The organism is uncultured Treponema sp. (assembly GCF_946187725.1).
Classification (GTDB): domain Bacteria; phylum Spirochaetota; class Spirochaetia; order Treponematales; family Treponemataceae; genus Treponema_D.
Map to the genome: position 1 here is coordinate 20,703 of NZ_CAMHSK010000003.1, position 18,594 is coordinate 39,296.

Annotated in this window: 11 protein-coding genes; 5 read left to right on the top strand and 6 right to left on the bottom strand. The window is 41.7% G+C overall.

Features of this window, described 5'->3' with window-relative positions:
- Positions 1 to 120: 120 nt before the first annotated feature.
- A complete protein-coding gene (locus Q0Q74_RS02045) occupies positions 121 to 2,958 on the bottom strand; it encodes a hypothetical protein (RefSeq protein WP_294428020.1) in 2,838 nt (945 codons plus the stop codon).
- A 357-nt stretch (positions 2,959 to 3,315) separates the two neighbouring features.
- Positions 3,316 to 4,746 carry an ATP-binding protein gene (locus tag Q0Q74_RS02050; protein WP_294428021.1) on the bottom strand — a complete coding sequence of 477 codons (1,431 nt, stop codon included), beginning with the start codon at positions 4,744 to 4,746 and terminating at the stop codon, positions 3,316 to 3,318.
- Positions 4,747 to 5,118: 372 nt separating this feature from the next.
- Between Q0Q74_RS02050 and Q0Q74_RS02055 the strand changes: the two genes are divergently transcribed.
- Entirely contained in the window at positions 5,119 to 6,132 is a 1,014-nt protein-coding gene (locus Q0Q74_RS02055) for an ABC transporter substrate-binding protein (RefSeq protein ID WP_294428023.1), read from the top strand.
- Positions 6,133 to 6,292: 160 nt separating this feature from the next.
- Here the strand turns inward: Q0Q74_RS02055 and Q0Q74_RS02060 are convergent, their stop codons facing one another.
- Both Q0Q74_RS02060 and Q0Q74_RS02065 read right to left on the bottom strand, forming a co-directional pair.
- Positions 6,293 to 7,351, bottom strand: coding sequence for a ParB/RepB/Spo0J family partition protein (locus tag Q0Q74_RS02060; protein ID WP_294428025.1), 1,059 nt, complete (start codon positions 7,349 to 7,351; stop codon positions 6,293 to 6,295).
- Positions 7,344 to 8,114 carry a ParA family protein gene (locus Q0Q74_RS02065; protein WP_294428026.1) on the bottom strand — a complete coding sequence of 257 codons (771 nt, stop codon included), beginning with the start codon at positions 8,112 to 8,114 and terminating at the stop codon, positions 7,344 to 7,346. Before Q0Q74_RS02065 ends, Q0Q74_RS02060 begins: the two co-directional genes overlap by 8 nt.
- A gap of 312 nt (positions 8,115 to 8,426) precedes the next feature.
- Between Q0Q74_RS02065 and Q0Q74_RS02070 the strand changes: the two genes are divergently transcribed.
- Positions 8,427 to 9,722 (top strand): SAM-dependent methyltransferase, encoded by a 1,296-nt coding sequence (locus Q0Q74_RS02070; protein ID WP_294428028.1) that lies wholly within the window; start codon positions 8,427 to 8,429, stop codon positions 9,720 to 9,722.
- Here Q0Q74_RS02070 and Q0Q74_RS02075 read toward each other — a convergent pair.
- Complete coding sequence (locus tag Q0Q74_RS02075; protein ID WP_294428029.1) at positions 9,671 to 10,414, bottom strand: NAD-dependent protein deacylase; 744 nt, start codon at positions 10,412 to 10,414, stop codon at positions 9,671 to 9,673. The two genes, Q0Q74_RS02070 and Q0Q74_RS02075, sit on opposite strands and share 52 nt — an antisense overlap.
- Before the next feature lie 127 nt (positions 10,415 to 10,541).
- Between Q0Q74_RS02075 and Q0Q74_RS02080 the strand changes: the two genes are divergently transcribed.
- Together Q0Q74_RS02080 and Q0Q74_RS02085 are read left to right on the top strand one after the other, a co-directional pair.
- Entirely contained in the window at positions 10,542 to 15,761 is a 5,220-nt protein-coding gene (locus tag Q0Q74_RS02080; RefSeq protein ID WP_294428031.1) for an Ig-like domain-containing protein, read from the top strand.
- A 73-nt stretch (positions 15,762 to 15,834) separates the two neighbouring features.
- Positions 15,835 to 16,506, top strand: a complete 672-nt coding sequence (locus Q0Q74_RS02085; protein WP_294428033.1) for a M15 family metallopeptidase — start codon at positions 15,835 to 15,837, stop codon at positions 16,504 to 16,506.
- Between the two features lie 12 nt (positions 16,507 to 16,518).
- Here Q0Q74_RS02085 and Q0Q74_RS02090 read toward each other — a convergent pair whose 3' ends face one another.
- Complete coding sequence (locus tag Q0Q74_RS02090; protein ID WP_294428034.1) at positions 16,519 to 17,466, bottom strand: phosphatase PAP2 family protein; 948 nt, start codon at positions 17,464 to 17,466, stop codon at positions 16,519 to 16,521.
- Positions 17,467 to 17,627: 161 nt separating this feature from the next.
- Here Q0Q74_RS02090 and Q0Q74_RS02095 point away from each other — a divergent pair, with 161 nt between their 5' ends.
- Positions 17,628 to 18,584: an ACP S-malonyltransferase gene (locus Q0Q74_RS02095; protein ID WP_294428036.1), complete on the top strand. Its 957-nt coding sequence runs from the start codon at positions 17,628 to 17,630 to the stop codon at positions 18,582 to 18,584.
- Positions 18,585 to 18,594: the final 10 nt, after the last annotated feature.

Sequence of the window (18,594 nt, forward strand, 5' to 3'; positions counted from 1 at the left end):
TTTTTAATTTCCTCAATAATACACTTTTATTCCATTTTAGACAATGAAGAAAAAAAATGCCGCCAAACAGAATCTGCTGGGCGGCAAAACGTTTTAGAAAGTGTGATTTAACAGATTAAATTATCGAACTCGAACAATATTCGTCATGTTAATTGGATTACCTTCAGAGTCAAATCCAACTACAGTAAAGAAGTTGTAAGAGTTTGTTGAACCTGTGTAACTGTAAGTTTCAGTTGATGCGTCTAGGGTTGCGTCAACTGTTGTAACCATTGACATTGAACCTGTTCCGCTAAGAATATCTTCCGATAGACCGCTTGAAGTTGATGAAGCATAGAGAGTTTGAGAGTATGAACCGTAGTAATAGACTGCGTATGAAACTGCATTTTCCATAGCATCCCAACTCAAATCATAAGCACTGCCAGAAGAGCTTACATTGAGTGTAGAACCTGTTTTTAGTGTGTAATCAATTTCAAAAACATCTTCAAAAGAGTAAACATATTTGCGTTCGATATTGTCGTAAACTTCTGTTGCAACAGCAGCAAACATCTTATTGTAAGAAGATGCATTGGAAATCTGATAGTATCTGCTGTAGGTTGAGCCATAGTTGTAAGAATCTGGATTTGCAGTAAACATAGCTTTTACACTTTCTTCTGTTTCATTTCCAGTAGAGTCTGTGTATCTCAAGATGTAATAGTTGTTTGAGTAACCGCTTACAGAATCCCATGTCAAATTCCATGTGCAAGTTGAGCCGTTGTAGCTGTACAAATCCATACTTACGCTTGGAGCCTCTAAAGTTGCCTTCTGAACTTTAACGCTTGTGCTGAGATTTGAGTAATCTGAGTAGTCATAAGCACGGACTGCATAGTAGTAATCAGAAGAATAGCTTTGTGTATCAGAATATGAAGTTGAAGTTGTGCTTGTGAAGTATTCGGATGCATACAAAGCTTTTAATTCGTCTTCTGTTTTTGCACGATATAGACAGTATGTGCTTGCCCCTGTAACATCGTTCCAGCTAAGAGTTTTGCCGTCTGAATCACGACTGAGGATAGGAGTTGCAAGAGCGGATGCTTTTGTGACCGAGCTTTCAGAAGCATTGTAATAGCCCACGGCCTCAACTTTGTAGAAGATATATTTTGAGCTGATTGACTTGCCGCTTACGCCTGAATCTGTGTAAGTTGAATCGGTGATGGTTGCAAGAAGCTCAAACTCATAAGAATATGGGGTGTTGCTATAGTTGCTGATGCAACGATAAATGTTGTAATACTTTGCGTTTGAAGCGTAGTAGTTGAGCGTGATGTTGTTGTAAGTGCTTGTGCCTACATCGCTTTTGAGGGTAAGTGAAGGTGTGCTTACAGTTTCATAAGCATAATTGCTCGGCTGAGTCGTCTTAATGTCCCAATAGTATGTGCCGCCCTCTTTTACAGGAATGGCAATCGTTGTGGCAACATCGTCGGCAGTACTGCTTCTTGTAGAGAGCACTCGGAACGCGTAGTATTTGTTTGTGTTAACTTTAACGCCTGTGTAAGTCGTATATGTCGCATAAGAATAACTGTTTGTGAGTTTGTTTGGAAGTTCGCTTTCTACGGCAACTTTCGCTTCATTCAATGTGCTGAATGTGCCATAAGTGACAGAAAGTGTGCCACTGTATGAAGTGTTTGCTTTCAAATAGAAAATTCCGTCATTTTCAATGTAGATGTCATAAATATCAGCATCGTTTGTTATGACTGTTGTAGAATCCGTCGTAAAATTCCAGTCTGAATCAGAATCATTTGGAACTTTAATCCTTGAAGAGTTTGATTTGAGTGAGCCGTTATGGTTAAGAACGACAAAATAGCGTACGCCTGCGATATCAGAGATTTCAAAAGAATCATCAAGGTAGTATACGGTCAATCCGTTGACATCGACGGCAGTGTCTTTCTTTGGTGAGCCCAACTCTGTGATTGAATCATAGCTTTTTAATGTCAAATCGCTTCCGCTTGCATCTGTTACGCTGAGCTCTTCAGAGTTGGAATAGACGGCACGGTAAATCGTGTACTCAGATGTCGCAAATTCTTCGCCTTGATAAATATAAGGATTGAAGTAAACGCGTGCGTCAGCGACTTTTTTATAGTAATCGTAATTCGTCCATTTTGCAGAAACGCTACTTGCAGTTGCAGAAGCAACCGCATTGAAATCTTTGACCTCAACAATTGCTGAAGAAATGACTCTGCTTCTTCCGTAGAGCACATCGTTGAGCGGAGTTGCATAAATCATGATTTGTTTTTTGCCAGAATAGAGCGCATCAAGCGTAAGGCTTGCAGTTCCGTTATAGTCATAGCCTTTGATAGTTTTTGAAGTTTCACGGGCTGTGCTTGAAGCTAGCAGTCCGCCGTTTTCTTGAGTCAAATAAACAGTGTATTTTGCATAAGGTTTTGTCGGAAATGAGATTCGGACGCTTGCCTTTGAGTCTGCAAGGACTTTTACATTTATTGTGTCCGCAGAAAGAACTTCGTCATTTGCGTTGTAATCTTTTTCGTATTGTGCAAGGTCTGAAAACAAAGTTCCTGTCGGAGCCCATGTTCCTTTAATGTTTTTGTCTGTTGCAGTTTTTGCAGTCGTGAGCGAGACTTCAGTTTGAGAAGCGTCATGCATAGCTGTATTTAAAGGATTTGCGACGACACGGTATTTGTATGTAACGCCCTCATCGATGTCTGTGTCATAGTAAGAATTTGAAGCACTGACACCTGCTTCTTCAATTTTGCCGTTTCCGACGGTGCGGTAAACAGTATAAGAGCCTGCATCCTTAATCTCTTTCCATGTAAGGATGTTTACGCCGGGATAAGCCTTTGCGCTTACATCCGGCGTACCGATTGTAGTGGTGGCATAGAACGTATCACCTTCTGCTTCTCCACAGGAAGTGAACAAAATGCCAGCGAACAAGAGAGTTGAAATTCCTAATACAGCTAAAAGTCTTTTCATCTGTATCTCCATTAAATTAATATTTACCTCATTATAAGGCTATACAAATGTAAAAAGAAAAACGATTTTAAGTCAAGTTTTTGTAGTGGTGGAAAAAGATATGAGAAAAAAAGGCGGTTTGCCACTTTCAGGATAAAGAATCTGTACATAACAACTGTGCTATACACAACATAACAGGGCTATGTAACCCCGCCGAAGGCGTTCGAACGGGCACGACAAAGAGAGTGCCCGCGTAGCGAAGCGGCGGAATGAAGCGAAAGCGGAAGCGGAAGGGTGGAAATTAGTCCTGTTTTCTAAGTGAAATTGAAAATCTTAAGAGAACTGGAACTTTTGATACTTTTGCTGAAAAAACTAAATTTAATCAAATAAATCATCCATCAAAATGACATTTGAAAACACGCTGCTATATTCGTTTTTCTTTAATCCAAAAGTTGTTACTAAGGTACTTCGGATTACTGTCTTCGGAGAAACTTCTTTTTGTAGAAGAGATTCCCTAGTCATTAGAGTTTTATAATATTTATTGTCTACATCATATTCTCCGCTGTAAAACTTCAGCTCACACATATTGATTACATTATCATCGCGAATAATGAGCAAATCGATTTGTGTTCCTTCTTCATCATCTGCTCTTTTAGACCAGGCAGATGATGATGTATTTACACCAGAAATTCCTAGAGATTTTTTTAACTGTTCAACATGATTAAAGCAGACAGTTTCAAAAGCATTCCCTCTCCAGGATGATAGTAAATGTGAACTTGTATTCTGCTGCCAGAATTTTTCATTTGTTGTTTTCAGTTCTTTTACAAGTTTAAGATAGAATAAACAGAATGGATCTACGAGCTTGTAATGAGATTCGCGCTTTGTAAAGCCGAATGGAACATATTTAACAACAAAGTCTCCTGTAATAAGTGCTTTTAAATTTTTTGTGATGCCTTCACCATCTGTTAAATGTAACTTTTCAATTATTTCTTGTCTCGTATAACCAGCATTCTTTTTTCCGAGCAGATTGACAATTGATTTAACGAAATCTGGATTTTCAAATACTGAGGCAAAAAGACGATCATATTCATCTTTTAATTTTGCATTTTTTGCAAAAATTATGTTGTCGATGTTTTGAGCTAAGCTTAGTTCCCCATCTACATAGCCAAGGTAAAATGGAATACCACCAAAAATCATATAGCTTTGAACAATATCGTATCGAGAAAGTTTTACATTGTTTGATTTATAAAATTCTTCACATTCAGAAAGTGTAAAAGGGGCCAGTTTTATTTCATGAGTAACTCTGTCATAAAGTCCTCCGTGTGCGTTAATGAGCTTGGCCAGAATCCATGAGTTCGCACTTCCACAAACAATCAGCATAAGGTTTTTACGATGGCAAGCCCATGTGTTCCAAAATCCTTCAAAAGCCTGCAAAAATTTTGAGCGAGGTGTATCAAGCCATGGCAATTCATCAATAAAGATAAGTTGGCGGGAACCGTTGTCGATTTTCTGTAAAAACTTTTCAAGCAGGAAAAATGCATCAAGCCATGATTTTGGTTTATCGCATTCTTCCATTCCATGAAGGAGAAGAGATTTATAAAAGTGTTCAAGCTGATTTTTCATCTGACCTTTTGCATCATCTTTATTTGGTGCAAGGCCTGCGTGTCTGAATGTAATACGGCCTGCAAAAGTTTCATCAACAAGGAATGTTTTTCCTACACGACGACGACCATAAATTGCAACAAATTCCGCACTGTTTTTATCATAAAGCTTGTTTAATTCAGCAATCTCTTTTTTTCGACCTATCATAACAATTATCCTTAATCAGAGGTGAGTTTGTAAAAATTATATTTCACCTCTGATTAAGGATGATAACACCGGAAAATACTGATGTCAATGATGTTTTTGTATGGTCTTGCACCAGGCTAGGGATAGTAGGGGCAAGCCGTCAGGCTTGTTCCGAAGAGAGCCTTGCGACCGTAGGAATGGAGTGCGGTTAGCACGGAACCCCGGATAGCCCGACCGCGTAAGCGGTAGCCGCCAAATCACGATTTGACTGAATTGGATTTCAGAGTGACTTGTCCAAACATTTTTCTCTTTTTCTTCAAAGCTCTGCTCTCTTGACATTTTGTTTCTCTTTATAGTAACATAGCTATGAAATCAAAAAAATTGGAGAAATAAATGAAAAAATCAAAAATTCTTGCCGCTGTAACGGCTCTTATTTCACTTGCCGCATTAACCAGCTGTAACAAAAAGGCTGCTTCTGGCGATTCTGCTTCAGCAAAGTCTGTTAAAATCGGAATTGCTAAAATCGTTCAGCATGTCGCTCTTGACTCGGTTGAGCAGGGCATTGTCGATGTTCTCAATGAGAACGGCGTTAATGCCACTTTCGACCTTCAGAATGCAAACGGCGACCCGAACACTGCCGCTCAGATTGCGATGAAATATCGTGATGAAAATGTTGATGTTGCTGTCGGAATTGCAACTCCTGTTGCGCTTGCACTTGCAAATGTTCTCGATGAAATTCCTGTCGTTTTTGGCACAGTAACTGATCCTCTTGGAGCAGGTCTTGTTTCAACTTTGGAGCACGGTGAACGCAATGTTACCGGCATGAGCGATGCAATTCCGACCGAACAGCATATCGCACTTTTCAAGCAGCTTACTGGCATTAAGACTTTGGGCTATATCTATACAACGGGCGAGGCAAATTCTGTCTCTTCTCTTGAACTTGTCAAAAAAGGCTGTGAACAGGCAGGCCTCGCTCTTGTTACACAGGCAATCACAAATTCAAGTGAAGTCAAACAGGCTGCTGAAACAATCGTTGACCGTGTTGACGGTTTGTATTTGACTACGGACAACACTGTATTCAGCGCACTTTCGGCTCTCAAACAGGTTTTTGAGGAGGGCAAAAAGCCGATTTTCTCTGGCGATGTTACAGGTGCTCAGTCTGGCGGCTGCGTGATTGCAAGCGGATTCAACTATTATAAGGCTGGTCGTGCAACTGGCGAAATGGTTTTGCAGATTTTGAACGGCGAAAAACCGAGTGAAATCCCGGTCCGCTTTATGACGGAGCCGAGTGATTCAGATTTGCTCTTTGACCTTGATGCAGCAAAGAATTGTGGAATCACGATTCCGCAGGAATTCATCGAAAAAGCAAACATGATTTTTGAGAACGGCGTTCTTACAAAAAAATAAATCGAATAATACAAAAAAATAACCTGTGCGTCCCACAGGTTATTTTTTTCGCATTTTCTGTCTTTTTTAAGCAGTGTGGTTCTCAAGAAATCACTTGCAACAAAAAAAACGGGACGAGCGGAGTGTCGTCCCGTAAAATTTTCAATTTTCAGCTTTTTGTTTACTCGCTGCCGCAGATAAGGTAATAGATTCTGTTTAAGTCGTCTTTTGTAAAGAACTGAACTTCCAGGCTGCCTCGTTCCATAGTGCCTTTAATCTGAACTTTTGTGCCTAGTTTTTCGATGAATTTCTGTTCGAGTTCCTTGATGTTTGGATCTTTGTTGTCGGCTTTAGGCTCTTTCTTTTTTGAGACACCGTTTCCAGCACCTTCGTTGAGCGTTCTTGCCATTTCTTCTGCATCGCGGACATTCATTCCGTTGCCGATGATTTTAGCAAAAAGAATCCTCATGTCGGCATTTTCTTTTACAGAAAGCAGGGCTCTTGCGTGACCGGCCGTGATGTGGCCCTGAACCAGTGAAGTCCTCATGTCTTCCGGCAATTTCAGGAGACGGATGGCATTTGCTACGGTCGAACGGTTTTTACCGACGCGGGCAGCAACCTGTTCCTGACTCAAGCCAGAAATCTCCATGAGCTGATAATAAGCCTCTGCTTCTTCAATCGGATTTAAATCTTCTCGCTGAATGTTTTCGATTAAAGCAATCTCAAGTTTTTTCTGATCTGAGTATTTTCGAAGCTGTACTGGTACTTCTGACAGATTAGCGATTCTTGCCGCACGGGTACGCCTTTCACCTGCAATAATATAGAAGTAACCGTCTCCGGAATCTTCAACTGTGATTGCCTGCAAAATGCCGTGTTCGCGGATTGAATCTGCAAGTTCCTGAAGTGCTTCTTCGTCAAATTCTTTTCGTGGCTGGTGAGGATTTGGTTTGAGCAAATCGACATTGAGCCAGAGCTGACCGTTTTCATCAACGCTGATTCCTTCAGGCAATTTTCGCTCACCAGTAGCAACTTCTGCCGGAATATTGCCAGCTTCAACTGCCTTTTCGACAGCCTGAGCCGCCTGTTCTGAATCGGAAAGCTGAGAATTCTGAGATTCCTGTGATTGGGAATCCTGAGACTGATTGGTCTGCTCCTCGTGTGGCATAAAATCGTTTGCACTCAGTCCCACTTTTCCCATGAGAGCGTCAACACCCGCTCCAAGACCGAATTTTTTAGCCACGGCTGATTACCTCTTCTGCAAGCTTTTTGTAGCTCTTGGCTCCAACGCAGTTCGGGTCATAGAGACAGATTGGCTGACCGTGAGAAGGTGCTTCTGAAAGACGGATGTTTCGCGGAATGATTGTATTGAATACGAAATTTTTGAAGTAAGCCTGAACATTTCGTACGACATCCTGAGCGAGCCGTGTTCTTGAATCGTACATGGTGAAAAAAATGCCGCCAATTGTGAGGTTCGGGTTTGTGGAATTCTGAACTCGTTTTACTGTCTGCAAAAGGAGCGTAATTCCTTCCAGAGCGAAATATTCACACTGCATTGGAACAAGCACTGCATCTGCCGCAACAAGACCGTTCGTTGTGAGAACGCCGAGTGAAGGAGGGCAGTCAATCAAAATATAGTCATAAACGCTTTTAAGCGGTTCGAGTGTTTCTTTTAAGATGAAATCACGCTTATCGACAGGAACTTTTGTTGCGTCTGCAAATTCAATCGCAGCACCAGCCAGATCCTCGTCAGCACAAATCGCATCAAGATTTGCGACCGCGGTGTGTTTGATTGCGGTGTCCGCAAGGGCATCATCGTCCATGAATTCGTAAATTGAAGGCTTGTCTTTTGTGATGCCGACTCCGGTTGACATGTTGCCCTGAGAGTCGAAGTCCACGAGCAGGACCTTTTTGCCAAGTTCTGCCATGTAAGCGCCAATATTGATAGCGGAAGTTGTTTTGCCAACGCCACCCTTCTGATTAACAAAAACAAAAATCTTTCCCATATATTTATATTATCGCATTTTTAAATTAAAATATATAGTGTTTCGTGAAACATTTGTGAAACATTTTTCAGGGCGCACCCCTTCGGGTCGGGTGTTCCGCACTTCGCTAACGCTCATTCCTACGCATACGCTTCGGAACTGCTTCGCAGGTGCTCCATACCCTTGCGCTGAGAGCAATGCAAAGTAGAGGCCTTTCCCGCGGAAAAATCACAGATTTTTCCGAGACTCGCCTAAAAACTCGTCTCACGAGTTTTTTCGCCTGCGGCGACCGGCTCCCTACCTTGCGCACCCCTTAAAGCGGACAGGAATTTTATGATTTTATCAGTTACATTTTCGAAACCAGTTAAAAATATCGCTGAAATTTTGGGTGAGGAATATACCCGCGTTAAAATCAGGTTGCTCACGGCTTCACTTGCGGCTTCTAAAAATGAAAACTACTTCGCCGAATTCTACACTCAAAAGCAGGTCTTCCATAAAAAGATGAGCGAGGCTGAACTTAACGAGTTTATCGCCGCGCATGCCGGCACGACTTTCAAAAATTGCGTTCAGCGAACTGAATCCGAGGAAATCACGATTCTTGCGAATAAAAAAGGAAAAGTGCGTTTGCTTCGCAAACAATTAGCAATGAGCAGTGAGCAGTTAGCAGTTAGCGGTGAGCAATTAGCAGTTAGCAGGGAGCAGTTAGCAGGGAGCAGTTATTTGAATGGGGCTGGTTTTAATCCTTGTCAAAAGAGAAAGCAATATCTTCTTCAGGAAGGCGTTGCGGTGCCTTTTCTTGTGCATTTGGGCGTGATGACGGCGGAGGGGAAGGTCGTTAAGGCAAAATATGACAAATTCAGGCAGATTAACCGTTTCCTTGAAATGCTTGACGATATTCTTGAGGATGTAATCGCTCTTCGTGAGGGCGGAAAAAATCCTGTATCTGAAAATTCACCTCTTAATATAGTAGATTTTGGTTCAGGAAAGAGCTATCTCACTTTTGCCGTGCAGCATTACCTCACCGAAATCAAAAAAATCCCTTGCGAAATCTTTGGACTTGACCTTAAAAAAGATGTAATCGCTTATTGCAATGGTCTTTCTCAAAAACTCGGTCTCAAAAATCTTTCGTTTGCGGTAGGGGATATAGCTTCATTTGGCGAAGAAAAGCACCCTGACATCATCGTGACGCTTCATGCTTGTGACACCGCTACTGATTATGCTCTCGATTATGCGATTTCGCACAAAGCGAATGCAATTCTTTCTGTTCCATGTTGCCAGCACGAAATCAACAGTCAGCTTTCAGCAAAATCTGTTCCACAAGATTCTCCGTTCGCACCTCTCTTGAAGCACGGTCTCATAAAAGAGCGATTTTCTGCCCTTGTAACCGATGCAATCCGCGCAGAGCTTTTGGAAAGAGAAGGCTACAAAGTCCAGATACTCGAATTTATAGAAGAAAGTGCAACTCCAAAGAATCTTTTGATTCGCGCAGTGAAAAAAATGGACGCAGATACACGCAGATTAACACAGATGAATCAAAATCCAGAAAAATCTCCACTGCTCAACACGCTGCAAGTGAATCAGACTTTAGATACTTTGATTTGCTCAAACACCTTGCCAAGCGAATCGTGAATTACCAGGTCGCAGTTTGCGTCGGCTGAGGTTTCGCTTTTGTTTATCAGTACCAGATGTTTGCCCCTAAAGTAGCGGATTAAGCCTGCCGCCGGATACACTACCAGCGATGTGCCTCCGATAATCAGCATGTCGGCATTTGCGATTGCTTCAACTGCACCGTTAATCACTTTGTCGTCAAGACCTTCTTCGTAAAGGACTACATCTGGCTTTACGAGACCGCCGCATTCACAAATCGGGAGTTTGTCTTCACGGTCTTCGCTTGCGGCGATAAAATCTATGTCGTGGAATTTGCCGCACTTCATGCAGTAATTTCGGAGCGTGCTTCCGTGGAGTTCCCAGACGGTTTTGCTTCCTGCAAGCTGGTGAAGTCCGTCGATGTTCTGAGTCACAACTGAATTAAGCTTTCCTGCGGCTTCAAGTTCGGCAAGCCTGATATGCGTGATGTTCGGTTTGACATCTTTTATAATCAATTTCTTTCTATAAAAACGGTAGAATTCTTTTGGATTCGCATCAAAGAATGAACGCGATATAATTGTTTCGGGCGGATATTTCCATTCCTGCTGATAAAGACCGTCCTGGCTTCGAAAATCAGGGATTCCGCTTTCGGTTGAAACACCTGCGCCGCCGAAAAAAACGATTTGGTTTGACTCGTCAATCATCTTTTGCAATTCAGAAATTTTTTCATCCATGTGTTTTTTCCTCTAGAATTTATGTAAATTTACCGAAATTTTAGAATGAATTTCAAAAAAATGCAAAATTTTTTTTGATAGATTTGATTTTGTTTCTTTCTTCGTCTAGAATATGAGGAGTAAAAAAATGTTTAAGGTCAGGGCTATGAAGAAAAACCTCAAAAAAATTATTTCGGCTTCTGTTTTTGTCGCAAGCTGTTTTGGTGCATTTGCTTTTGGAAAACGAGATGCAGATTATCGTGATGTTGAACACATGGACAGCTGGCAGGAAACTTTTGACATCAACGAAAAGAAAGAAGGTAAGTATAACATCTATGTTGAAGCAAAAGATAAGGGTGGCAATACCGAAGTAGCTGGTCCTTTCAATCTTTTCATTGACCCGGATTCTGACTATGCAATTTCCGGCATAACAAACCCAATCAATAATATGCGTGTTCCGGGCAACCTCAATATCGTCGGTACTTGTGTTGATGATGATGCCGTTGCTGAAGTCTGGCTCATTTTGGACGGCGGAGAACCTGTTCGTGCAGAAGGCAAGGAATTCTGGTCTTACTATCTTGATACAAATAATCTCGAAGAAGGTCCTCATACAATCGAAGTTTGGGGTGTTGATATCAATGGCCTTTCTTCTCAGGAAAAGCCAAAGAAAAAGGCTTTCGTAACCTGGAACCTTGACCGCCGTAAGCCGGTTACAACCGTAACAAATCATGCGCTCGGTGAGCTTGTTTCTGGAAAAATCAGTCTCAAAGGTACTGTTTCAGACGGCAATGGAATCAAATCCCTCTATTATTCTCTCGATAACGGCGAAACCTATATTCAGACAAAAATTTCTGAAGATAAAAAAGACGGAAACTGCTATTTCGATTTGCCTATCGATACACGACTTTCAAAAGATGGTCCGGCAATCCTTTGGTTCAAGGCAATCGATAAAATGGGGTCTGTCGGTGTTTCTTCATATCTTTACTTCATTGATAATACAAAGCCTGATGTAAAGGTTGTTTCTCCAAAAGAAGATGAAGTTTGCAATGGTATTTTCACTATCGCAGGTTTTGCAAAAGATAAAGTTGGTCTTCATAAGCTTTCATGGTCTTTCAATGGTCAGAGCGAAGAATTTGAGCTTATTCCTGGAAACCCGTACTGGTCAAAAGAAATTGATACTCGCGGAATTGCTGGCAAAAGTACAGAATTTACCATTACTGCAGTCGATACAGCTGGAAATATCGTTACAGTCAAAAAGTCCATCGCACTCAATCAGGAAGATGACAAGCCTGTAGTTACAATTCAGAGTCCTGTTGCCGATTCAGTTCTTTCTGGCGAGGCTGGAACTGTCTTTGTTCGCGGAATCGTAAAGGATGATGATGGGGTTGCTTCTGTTGAATACAGCCTTGATGGCTCATCACCAGTTACACTTGAATCTCAGGGCGTTTTTGCTGCACAGATTCCTGCGGATGACCTTTTTGCTGGTACTCATAGAATCACGGTTGTTGCAAAAGATATTTACGGTGTAAAAGGCAATCCTGCAACAGTTTCATTCACTTCAATGGGACCAAAAGCTTCTTTCTCAAATGCAAAAATCGGTTCTACAGAAGTCACAAATGGTCTTCTTGTTCACCCGGAATCAAACCCTGTATATGAAGTTTCTGCTTCTTCACCGACAGGCATCGTTTCATACAGCTATACAATCGAATCTGGATTCAATGAAGTCTTTGCAACAGAAGAATTTACCACAAAAGCTCCAGAAAAGAATGTCTCTGTTCGAATTCCGCTTTCAAATGCTCCGTGGGGACTTGTTCAGATAACTGTTTCAGTAAAGGATATTTACGAGCGCGTGGTTGAAAAGAAGTCTCTTATTAACATTAAGGATTTGACTTATATCCACGAGGATTTGCTCAATTCTCCGCTTGCTGACAAAATCATCGAAGGTTCAGATAATTCAGGTGTTTCAGTCGAAATCGTAAGCATTAATGGTGCTGAGTATAAGGGCGGCATGAATGTCATCATTCCGTACGGGGCATCAGAACCTGCTACTGCTGTATTTAATGTTGGAACAGAAGAAAAAACGGTTTCCGTTTCATATTTAATCGAAGGCGAAGACGAAGTCGGTGGTGATCTTAAACAGTCTGGAAAGGCCGTTCTTGTTGATGATCACTATGAAGTCAAATTAGCAAATCTTCCGTCAAGAGTTACAACCCTCACTGTTCGTGCTGAAGCTGGAAAAATTGCTTCAGGAAGCTGCAAAGTCACATTCTGTGTTGTTCGACCGGTTCCTTCAAAGAAGAGCAGCTGGAAAGAGGGCGACATTCACTGGATTCCTGCCGAAAATGCTCGATATAACAGTTCGCTCAATGCTTATGTTCTTAAAGCTGGCGAGCCATTCTATGGATACGCTCATGTAGCTTCTCCGGTCACGGCTAGTCTTTCAAATTCAGAACTTCAGCTTGAGAATAACGGAAAATCAATTGCAGTAATTCCTTCAAAAGACGGAACATATAAAAATATTGCAGTTAGCGTTAAGGATGGCAAAGGCAAGAGTTACAGTTCTTCTCTCGTAAATCTTGTTGTTGACAGCGAGGCTCCTTCTGTTGAGATTGTTGCGCCTAAGAATCATCTTTGGGTTCAGAATAGCACAACTCTTAATGTAAGTGCTTCTGATGCAAACGGAATCTCTAAGGTCGAATATTCTCTTGACGGCGGTGCATCATGGGCAGACTTGAAACTGGCTGGTGGTCAGTACACTGCAAATGTCGGACTGAGCAGTTTTGAAGACGGTCTTGTTGGAATTGATGTCCGTGCAACTGATGCTGTAGGTCGTCAGACTGTTAAATCTATTGCAATTCATAAAGACACAACTCCTCCGGAAGTTGAAGTAATTCTTCCTGGCAGTGAGGATATTGTAAATGGTGAAAACCTGATTGCATTTATTGCAAAGGATAACGGTCTTCTTTCAAAGGTTGAGTATTTTGCTCCTGCAAAGCGTGGCGAAACTTCAAAGCCGGTTGATATTCCTCTTGCTTCAATGATTGTAACTCAGGTCGGAACGGCTGAAAAACCGATTGATGATTTGATGACATTCAAATTCTCTGATGCAATCGGAAATTCTACTGATATCAAGCAGTGGGCTTTTATCATTGATAATGCAAGTGACCTTCCTGTTGCGGAAGTTCATGTTCCTGAAGAAAATGCCGTAATTACGCGTGATTTTGAATTCTCTGGCGTAATCTATGATGATGACGGTGTTAAGAAAGATGAGCTTGGAAATGTAGTTGCAGGTCCAAAAATCTTCTATAAATTTGACAGCGGACGATATGAAGAACTTGATCAGATTGGTACAAGTTTTATCATCCCTAAAAAACTGACTGATTTCACGGATAACGAACATGCAATTACTGTTTATGCAGTTGATATTAATGGCGTTAAGGGACCTGAATTCACCCGCAATTTCAGAATTTCTCTTGAGGAACCAAAAGGCTCTGTCCTTACACCACCAATCAGTGAAACTGTAAAGCAGACTGTAAAAATGACTGGTATCGCAACTGATAAGAACGGCATTAAGGCTGTCTATATTTCAGTTGATAACGGAAATTCTTACAATGAGGCAAAAGGAAACTTTGGCCACGAAATGACTCAGTGTAACTGGACTTACGAATTTGATACACGCGTCGTAGAAGACGGAACTCATGTTGTATTCATGAAGGTTGTTGACTGGTACGGCATAGAAGGTTTGTATTCATCATTAATCAACATCGATAATACAGCTCCAAAAATTGACCTTGCTCTCCCTGTAGACGATTCAAAATCTACTGGTATGGTATTCTTCTCTGGTCAGACTATGGATAACATTGACCTTACGAAACTTTATATTACAATCCGTTCTCTTGATGGAAAATCGGTCAATTCAAAACTTGCACGCACAGATTTGACTCCTGATGAAATCATTACTCAGGCATTGGATATTTCAAATCTTGATGATGGATTCTACAATATTGAACTTACTGGAGTTGATGCCGCTGCAAACATCACCCGTGTGAGCCGAAACATTCAGCTCGATAAAAAAGCTCCTAAGGCTAAAGTTGACCTGCTTTATCCTCTAAACGGCGAGTTTGTTCAGGGTATCTTTAATATCTATGGTACGGCTGTCAGTGAAGTTGATATTCAGAGCCTTACGCTTTTCGTAGACGGAAAAACTGTTGCCCAGACAGAACTTAGTGAAAGCGGTTTCTTCAAATATACACTCGATCAAACAATGATTGAGGAGGGTGCTCACACTATCCGAGTTGAAGCTTCTCTTGCTGATACTTCAAAAATTGTTTCGAATACTCAGTATCTCAATTATGGTGCTGTAGGTCCTTGGGTTACAATTGATAACTTCACTTATGGTGATTTTGCTGTTGAACGACCGTATATCATTGGAAATGCCGGTTATTCTTACGATGAAGAAGAGGTTGTCCGTGCAAATGCAAAGGGCGCTTCTAAAGAAATCAAAGACAGTCTTGCTGGCAAATCAGTAGAATGTGTTGAACTTTCACTCGACAATGGAAAAACTTTCAAGCGTCTTTCTACTTCTGGAAAATGGCGCTACAGAGTCGAAAATGAGGATATTGAAGAGGGATACCACTTCCTTCTCGTTCGAGCTACAATGAAAAATGGTGAAGTTGCTGTTACCCGTTGTATTGTTCAGGTTGACAGCACTAAGCCGACTATTAAGCTTATTTCACCTGGTTCAGGCGGACATTATAATCAGCAGCTTGAATTCTCTGGTCTTGCAAAGGATGATGTTGCTCTCAAGAGCCTTACCCTTGCATTGCGACAGGGCGATAAGTCTATGTATGAGATTCCTGGATTCATTCAGGGCCTCTACTTTGACTGGCAGTTCTGGGGTGCTACGCTCTTCAATGTCGGTGCAGGCCTTACATTCTTCGATGACAATGTTAAGCTCCAGCTTCAGTGGGGACAGTTTACACAGCAGCAGCGCGCTCTGTTTGACCAGAATGACATGCGCTACGGCGGAAACAATGTTCTTGGTGTCAAGCTTCTTGCAAATGTGTTCTATATGCCGTTCAGGTATTATCTTGGACCTGACTGGGAATGGCTCAGCTTGAATGTTGCGGTTGGTGCAAACTTTACACGATTCAATGAATCTGGTTCTGGTAAGCCGCAGATTCTTTCTGCCGGACTCTTGCAACTTGAATTCCCGCGTGTTACATTCTCACGCCAGAAGATGTTCCGAACGATTGCCTTCTATACTGAGGGGCAGCTGTGGTTCATTCCAACTGATGTTTCTTCAGAAGAGGAAATCAGAAGTATTGTTCCGCAGATTTCATTCGGTTTGCGTGTAAATGTATTCTAAAATCATTTATCTTCCGCTGCTGACTGCATTTTGTTTCGGTCTGTATGCGGAAGATTTTTTTTATCCAAAAAATATGGCTGTCCGTTGGGAAAAGCCTCAGGTCACAGAAAATTGCGCCCAAAAAGAAGAGATATTTCTTGTTGAAGATAAGGATTTGAGTTTGGAAAAGGATTTTTATATTACTGAGATTTCTGATGCCCTTTTCAAGAAAATGCAGGGAAAATCTTTTAAGGATAACTGTACTATTCCTCGTTCAGATTTGCGTTATCTCCATGTTCTTCATAAAACTCTTGAAGGCACTGTAAAAGATGGCGAACTTGTCTGCAATGTAAAAATCGCTGACATACTTCTTGATATTTTCAAGGAATTATATTCTGCTGATTATCCTATTGAAAAAATCCACCTGATTGATGAATATGATGCCGACGATGAGCGAAGTATGAGCGATAATAACTCTTCGTGCTTCAATTTCAGATTTATTTCCCATACGAAGGTGGTTTCAAAACATGGGGCAGGGCTGGCCGTAGACATAAATCCGCTTTACAACCCGTATTACAAGTTCGTGAACGGTAAACCGAACCTGGAGCCTGCAAACAGCGGCGAATATCTTGACCGAAGCAAAAACTTTCCGTACAAAATCGACCACAATGACCTTGCATACAAGCTCTTTACCAGTCGCGGCTTTGAATGGGGCGGCGACTGGCAGGACTGTAAAGACTGGCAGCATTTTGAATTCAAGAACTGAAATCTGTGCTGTCTATTCTTCGTTTTTTGTGAACTTTGTGATAAAAATCGGAATAATCACCATTGCAAGGATTCCACCAATAAAATAGGCGATGAAATTTCCAAGGTGGCCACCGAGAGGTGTGACTAAAAGTGTCTTTGAAAGATAAATCTTCCATGAAGCATAGATACCCAGCCCAACAGCTGTTAGAACTGGAAGATTTTTGTGTCCGACTGGAATTTCATAATGAATATAATGCCGGTCAATGTACAGGCCCAAAAGAAGTGCACTGAAACTTCCACAGATTTTGAAGGCATCGTTCATAAGTTTTTCTGGATCAGCAAGCAATTTACCGTCAACATAATCCATTGGATACGGTTTGAATTTAATGTATACGATGGCTGCCGCAACAAACACGAGACCTGCAAATGTCAAAATATCGGCGAGCTTATCTTTGCCTTTGACACAATTCAGAATTTTTCCTACTACGAAAATTGCGATTATTGAAAGAAGGAATCCAACGAGGACATCTTGTGGTGTGTGTACGCCAAGAAAATTGCGTGAAAAACCTGTGAGAAGAATGCCGATTGCACTCAAAATCGCAAGCCAGCGTCTTTTTTTGTATTGCCAGACGGCTGTTGTTCCAAGAACCGCTGCTGCACGGTTCGTATGACCGCTTGGAAATGAATAGCCTGTGGCAGCAACTTTTGAATCACCGGCAGGCTCTATTAAATCAGAACGAATCCACGGACGGTATGCGCAGACTGTGAGTTTTACCAAAGAGTTTACTAGCTCTGAGCCTTGCATTACCCCGATAAAACGCTTGCCCCATTCCTTATCGATAGCCCAATAAATCACGAAAGGCAGATAGAAAAGAACATCGAGTGCAATTTTTGAAATATCGTTGAAGACTTCATCGAAAACTCCCCCTGATAATTCCCTCAGTCGTTGAAGAAATAATAAGTATTGAATATCCAACATTGTGGCCTCCTTAAAAAAATCTTATAGTCAGAATAGCACGCTTTTCTGATATTCTGCAAGTTTTAAAATTGCCTCATTTCTCTTGCATAAATCCATATATTCCTATAATATAATCGAGTATGACATTTTAACGATTTTTGTCATAATAAAAGGAGAAGCAAATGGCTAAGAAGTATGCATTTTTGTTCCCAGGACAGGGCGCACAGGCTCAGGGAATGATTAAAGATGTTTGTGAGGCTTTCCCGGAAGCACGCAAGGTCATTGACGATATTTCCAAGGTTACTGGAAAAGATATTCCTAAATTGCTCTGGGAAACTGAGCAGACTGAATTGAACAGAAGTGATAACAGTCAGCTTGCAATTACTGCAGCTAGTCTTGCCGTAATGGCAGCATTGAAATCAAAAGGAATCGAGCCAAGTGCCGCAATGGGTTTCAGCTTGGGTGAATTCCCTGCTTTGTATGCTGCAGGAATCCTTTCTTTTGAAGATGTAATCAAAGTTGTTTGCGAGCGTGGTTCAATCATGCAGAAAGTTTGTGAACAGATTGCTGAAGAGAACGCAGGAAATGCTCCTGGAATGAGCGCAATACTTGGTCTTCCACCAGAGAAAGTTGAAGAAATTGCAAACGGAATCGAAGGTGCTTATGCCGCAAACCTCAACAGCGTCAAACAGACCGTAATCTCTGGTACTGCTGACGGTCTTACAAAGGCTGAAGAAGCTGCAAAAGCCGCTGGTGCTCGCAGAACCGTCCGCCTCGCCGTTGCAGGCCCATTCCACAGCCCGCTCATGCAGCGTGCCGCTGATAATTTCAAGATCGCTTTGGAGCCGTACACATTCTGTGACCCAAAAATCACTCTTTTCTCAAATGTTACAGGCAAAAAAGTAACAGAAGGTGCTCCTGCAAAAGCAAGCGCAGTTGATCACCTCACACACCCGGTTCGCTGGACAGACGAAGAGAAAGTTCTCGCAGACATGATTAAAGAAGATTCTGCAAACGAATGGGTAATCCTCGAAGTGGGACCAGGAAAAGTCCTGAGCGGCTTGTGGGGGCAGACAGAACTCGGTGCAACTCTCGCATGTACACCAGTAAACACAGCTGAGGCTATTCAGTCACTGTAAAAAGGAGAAA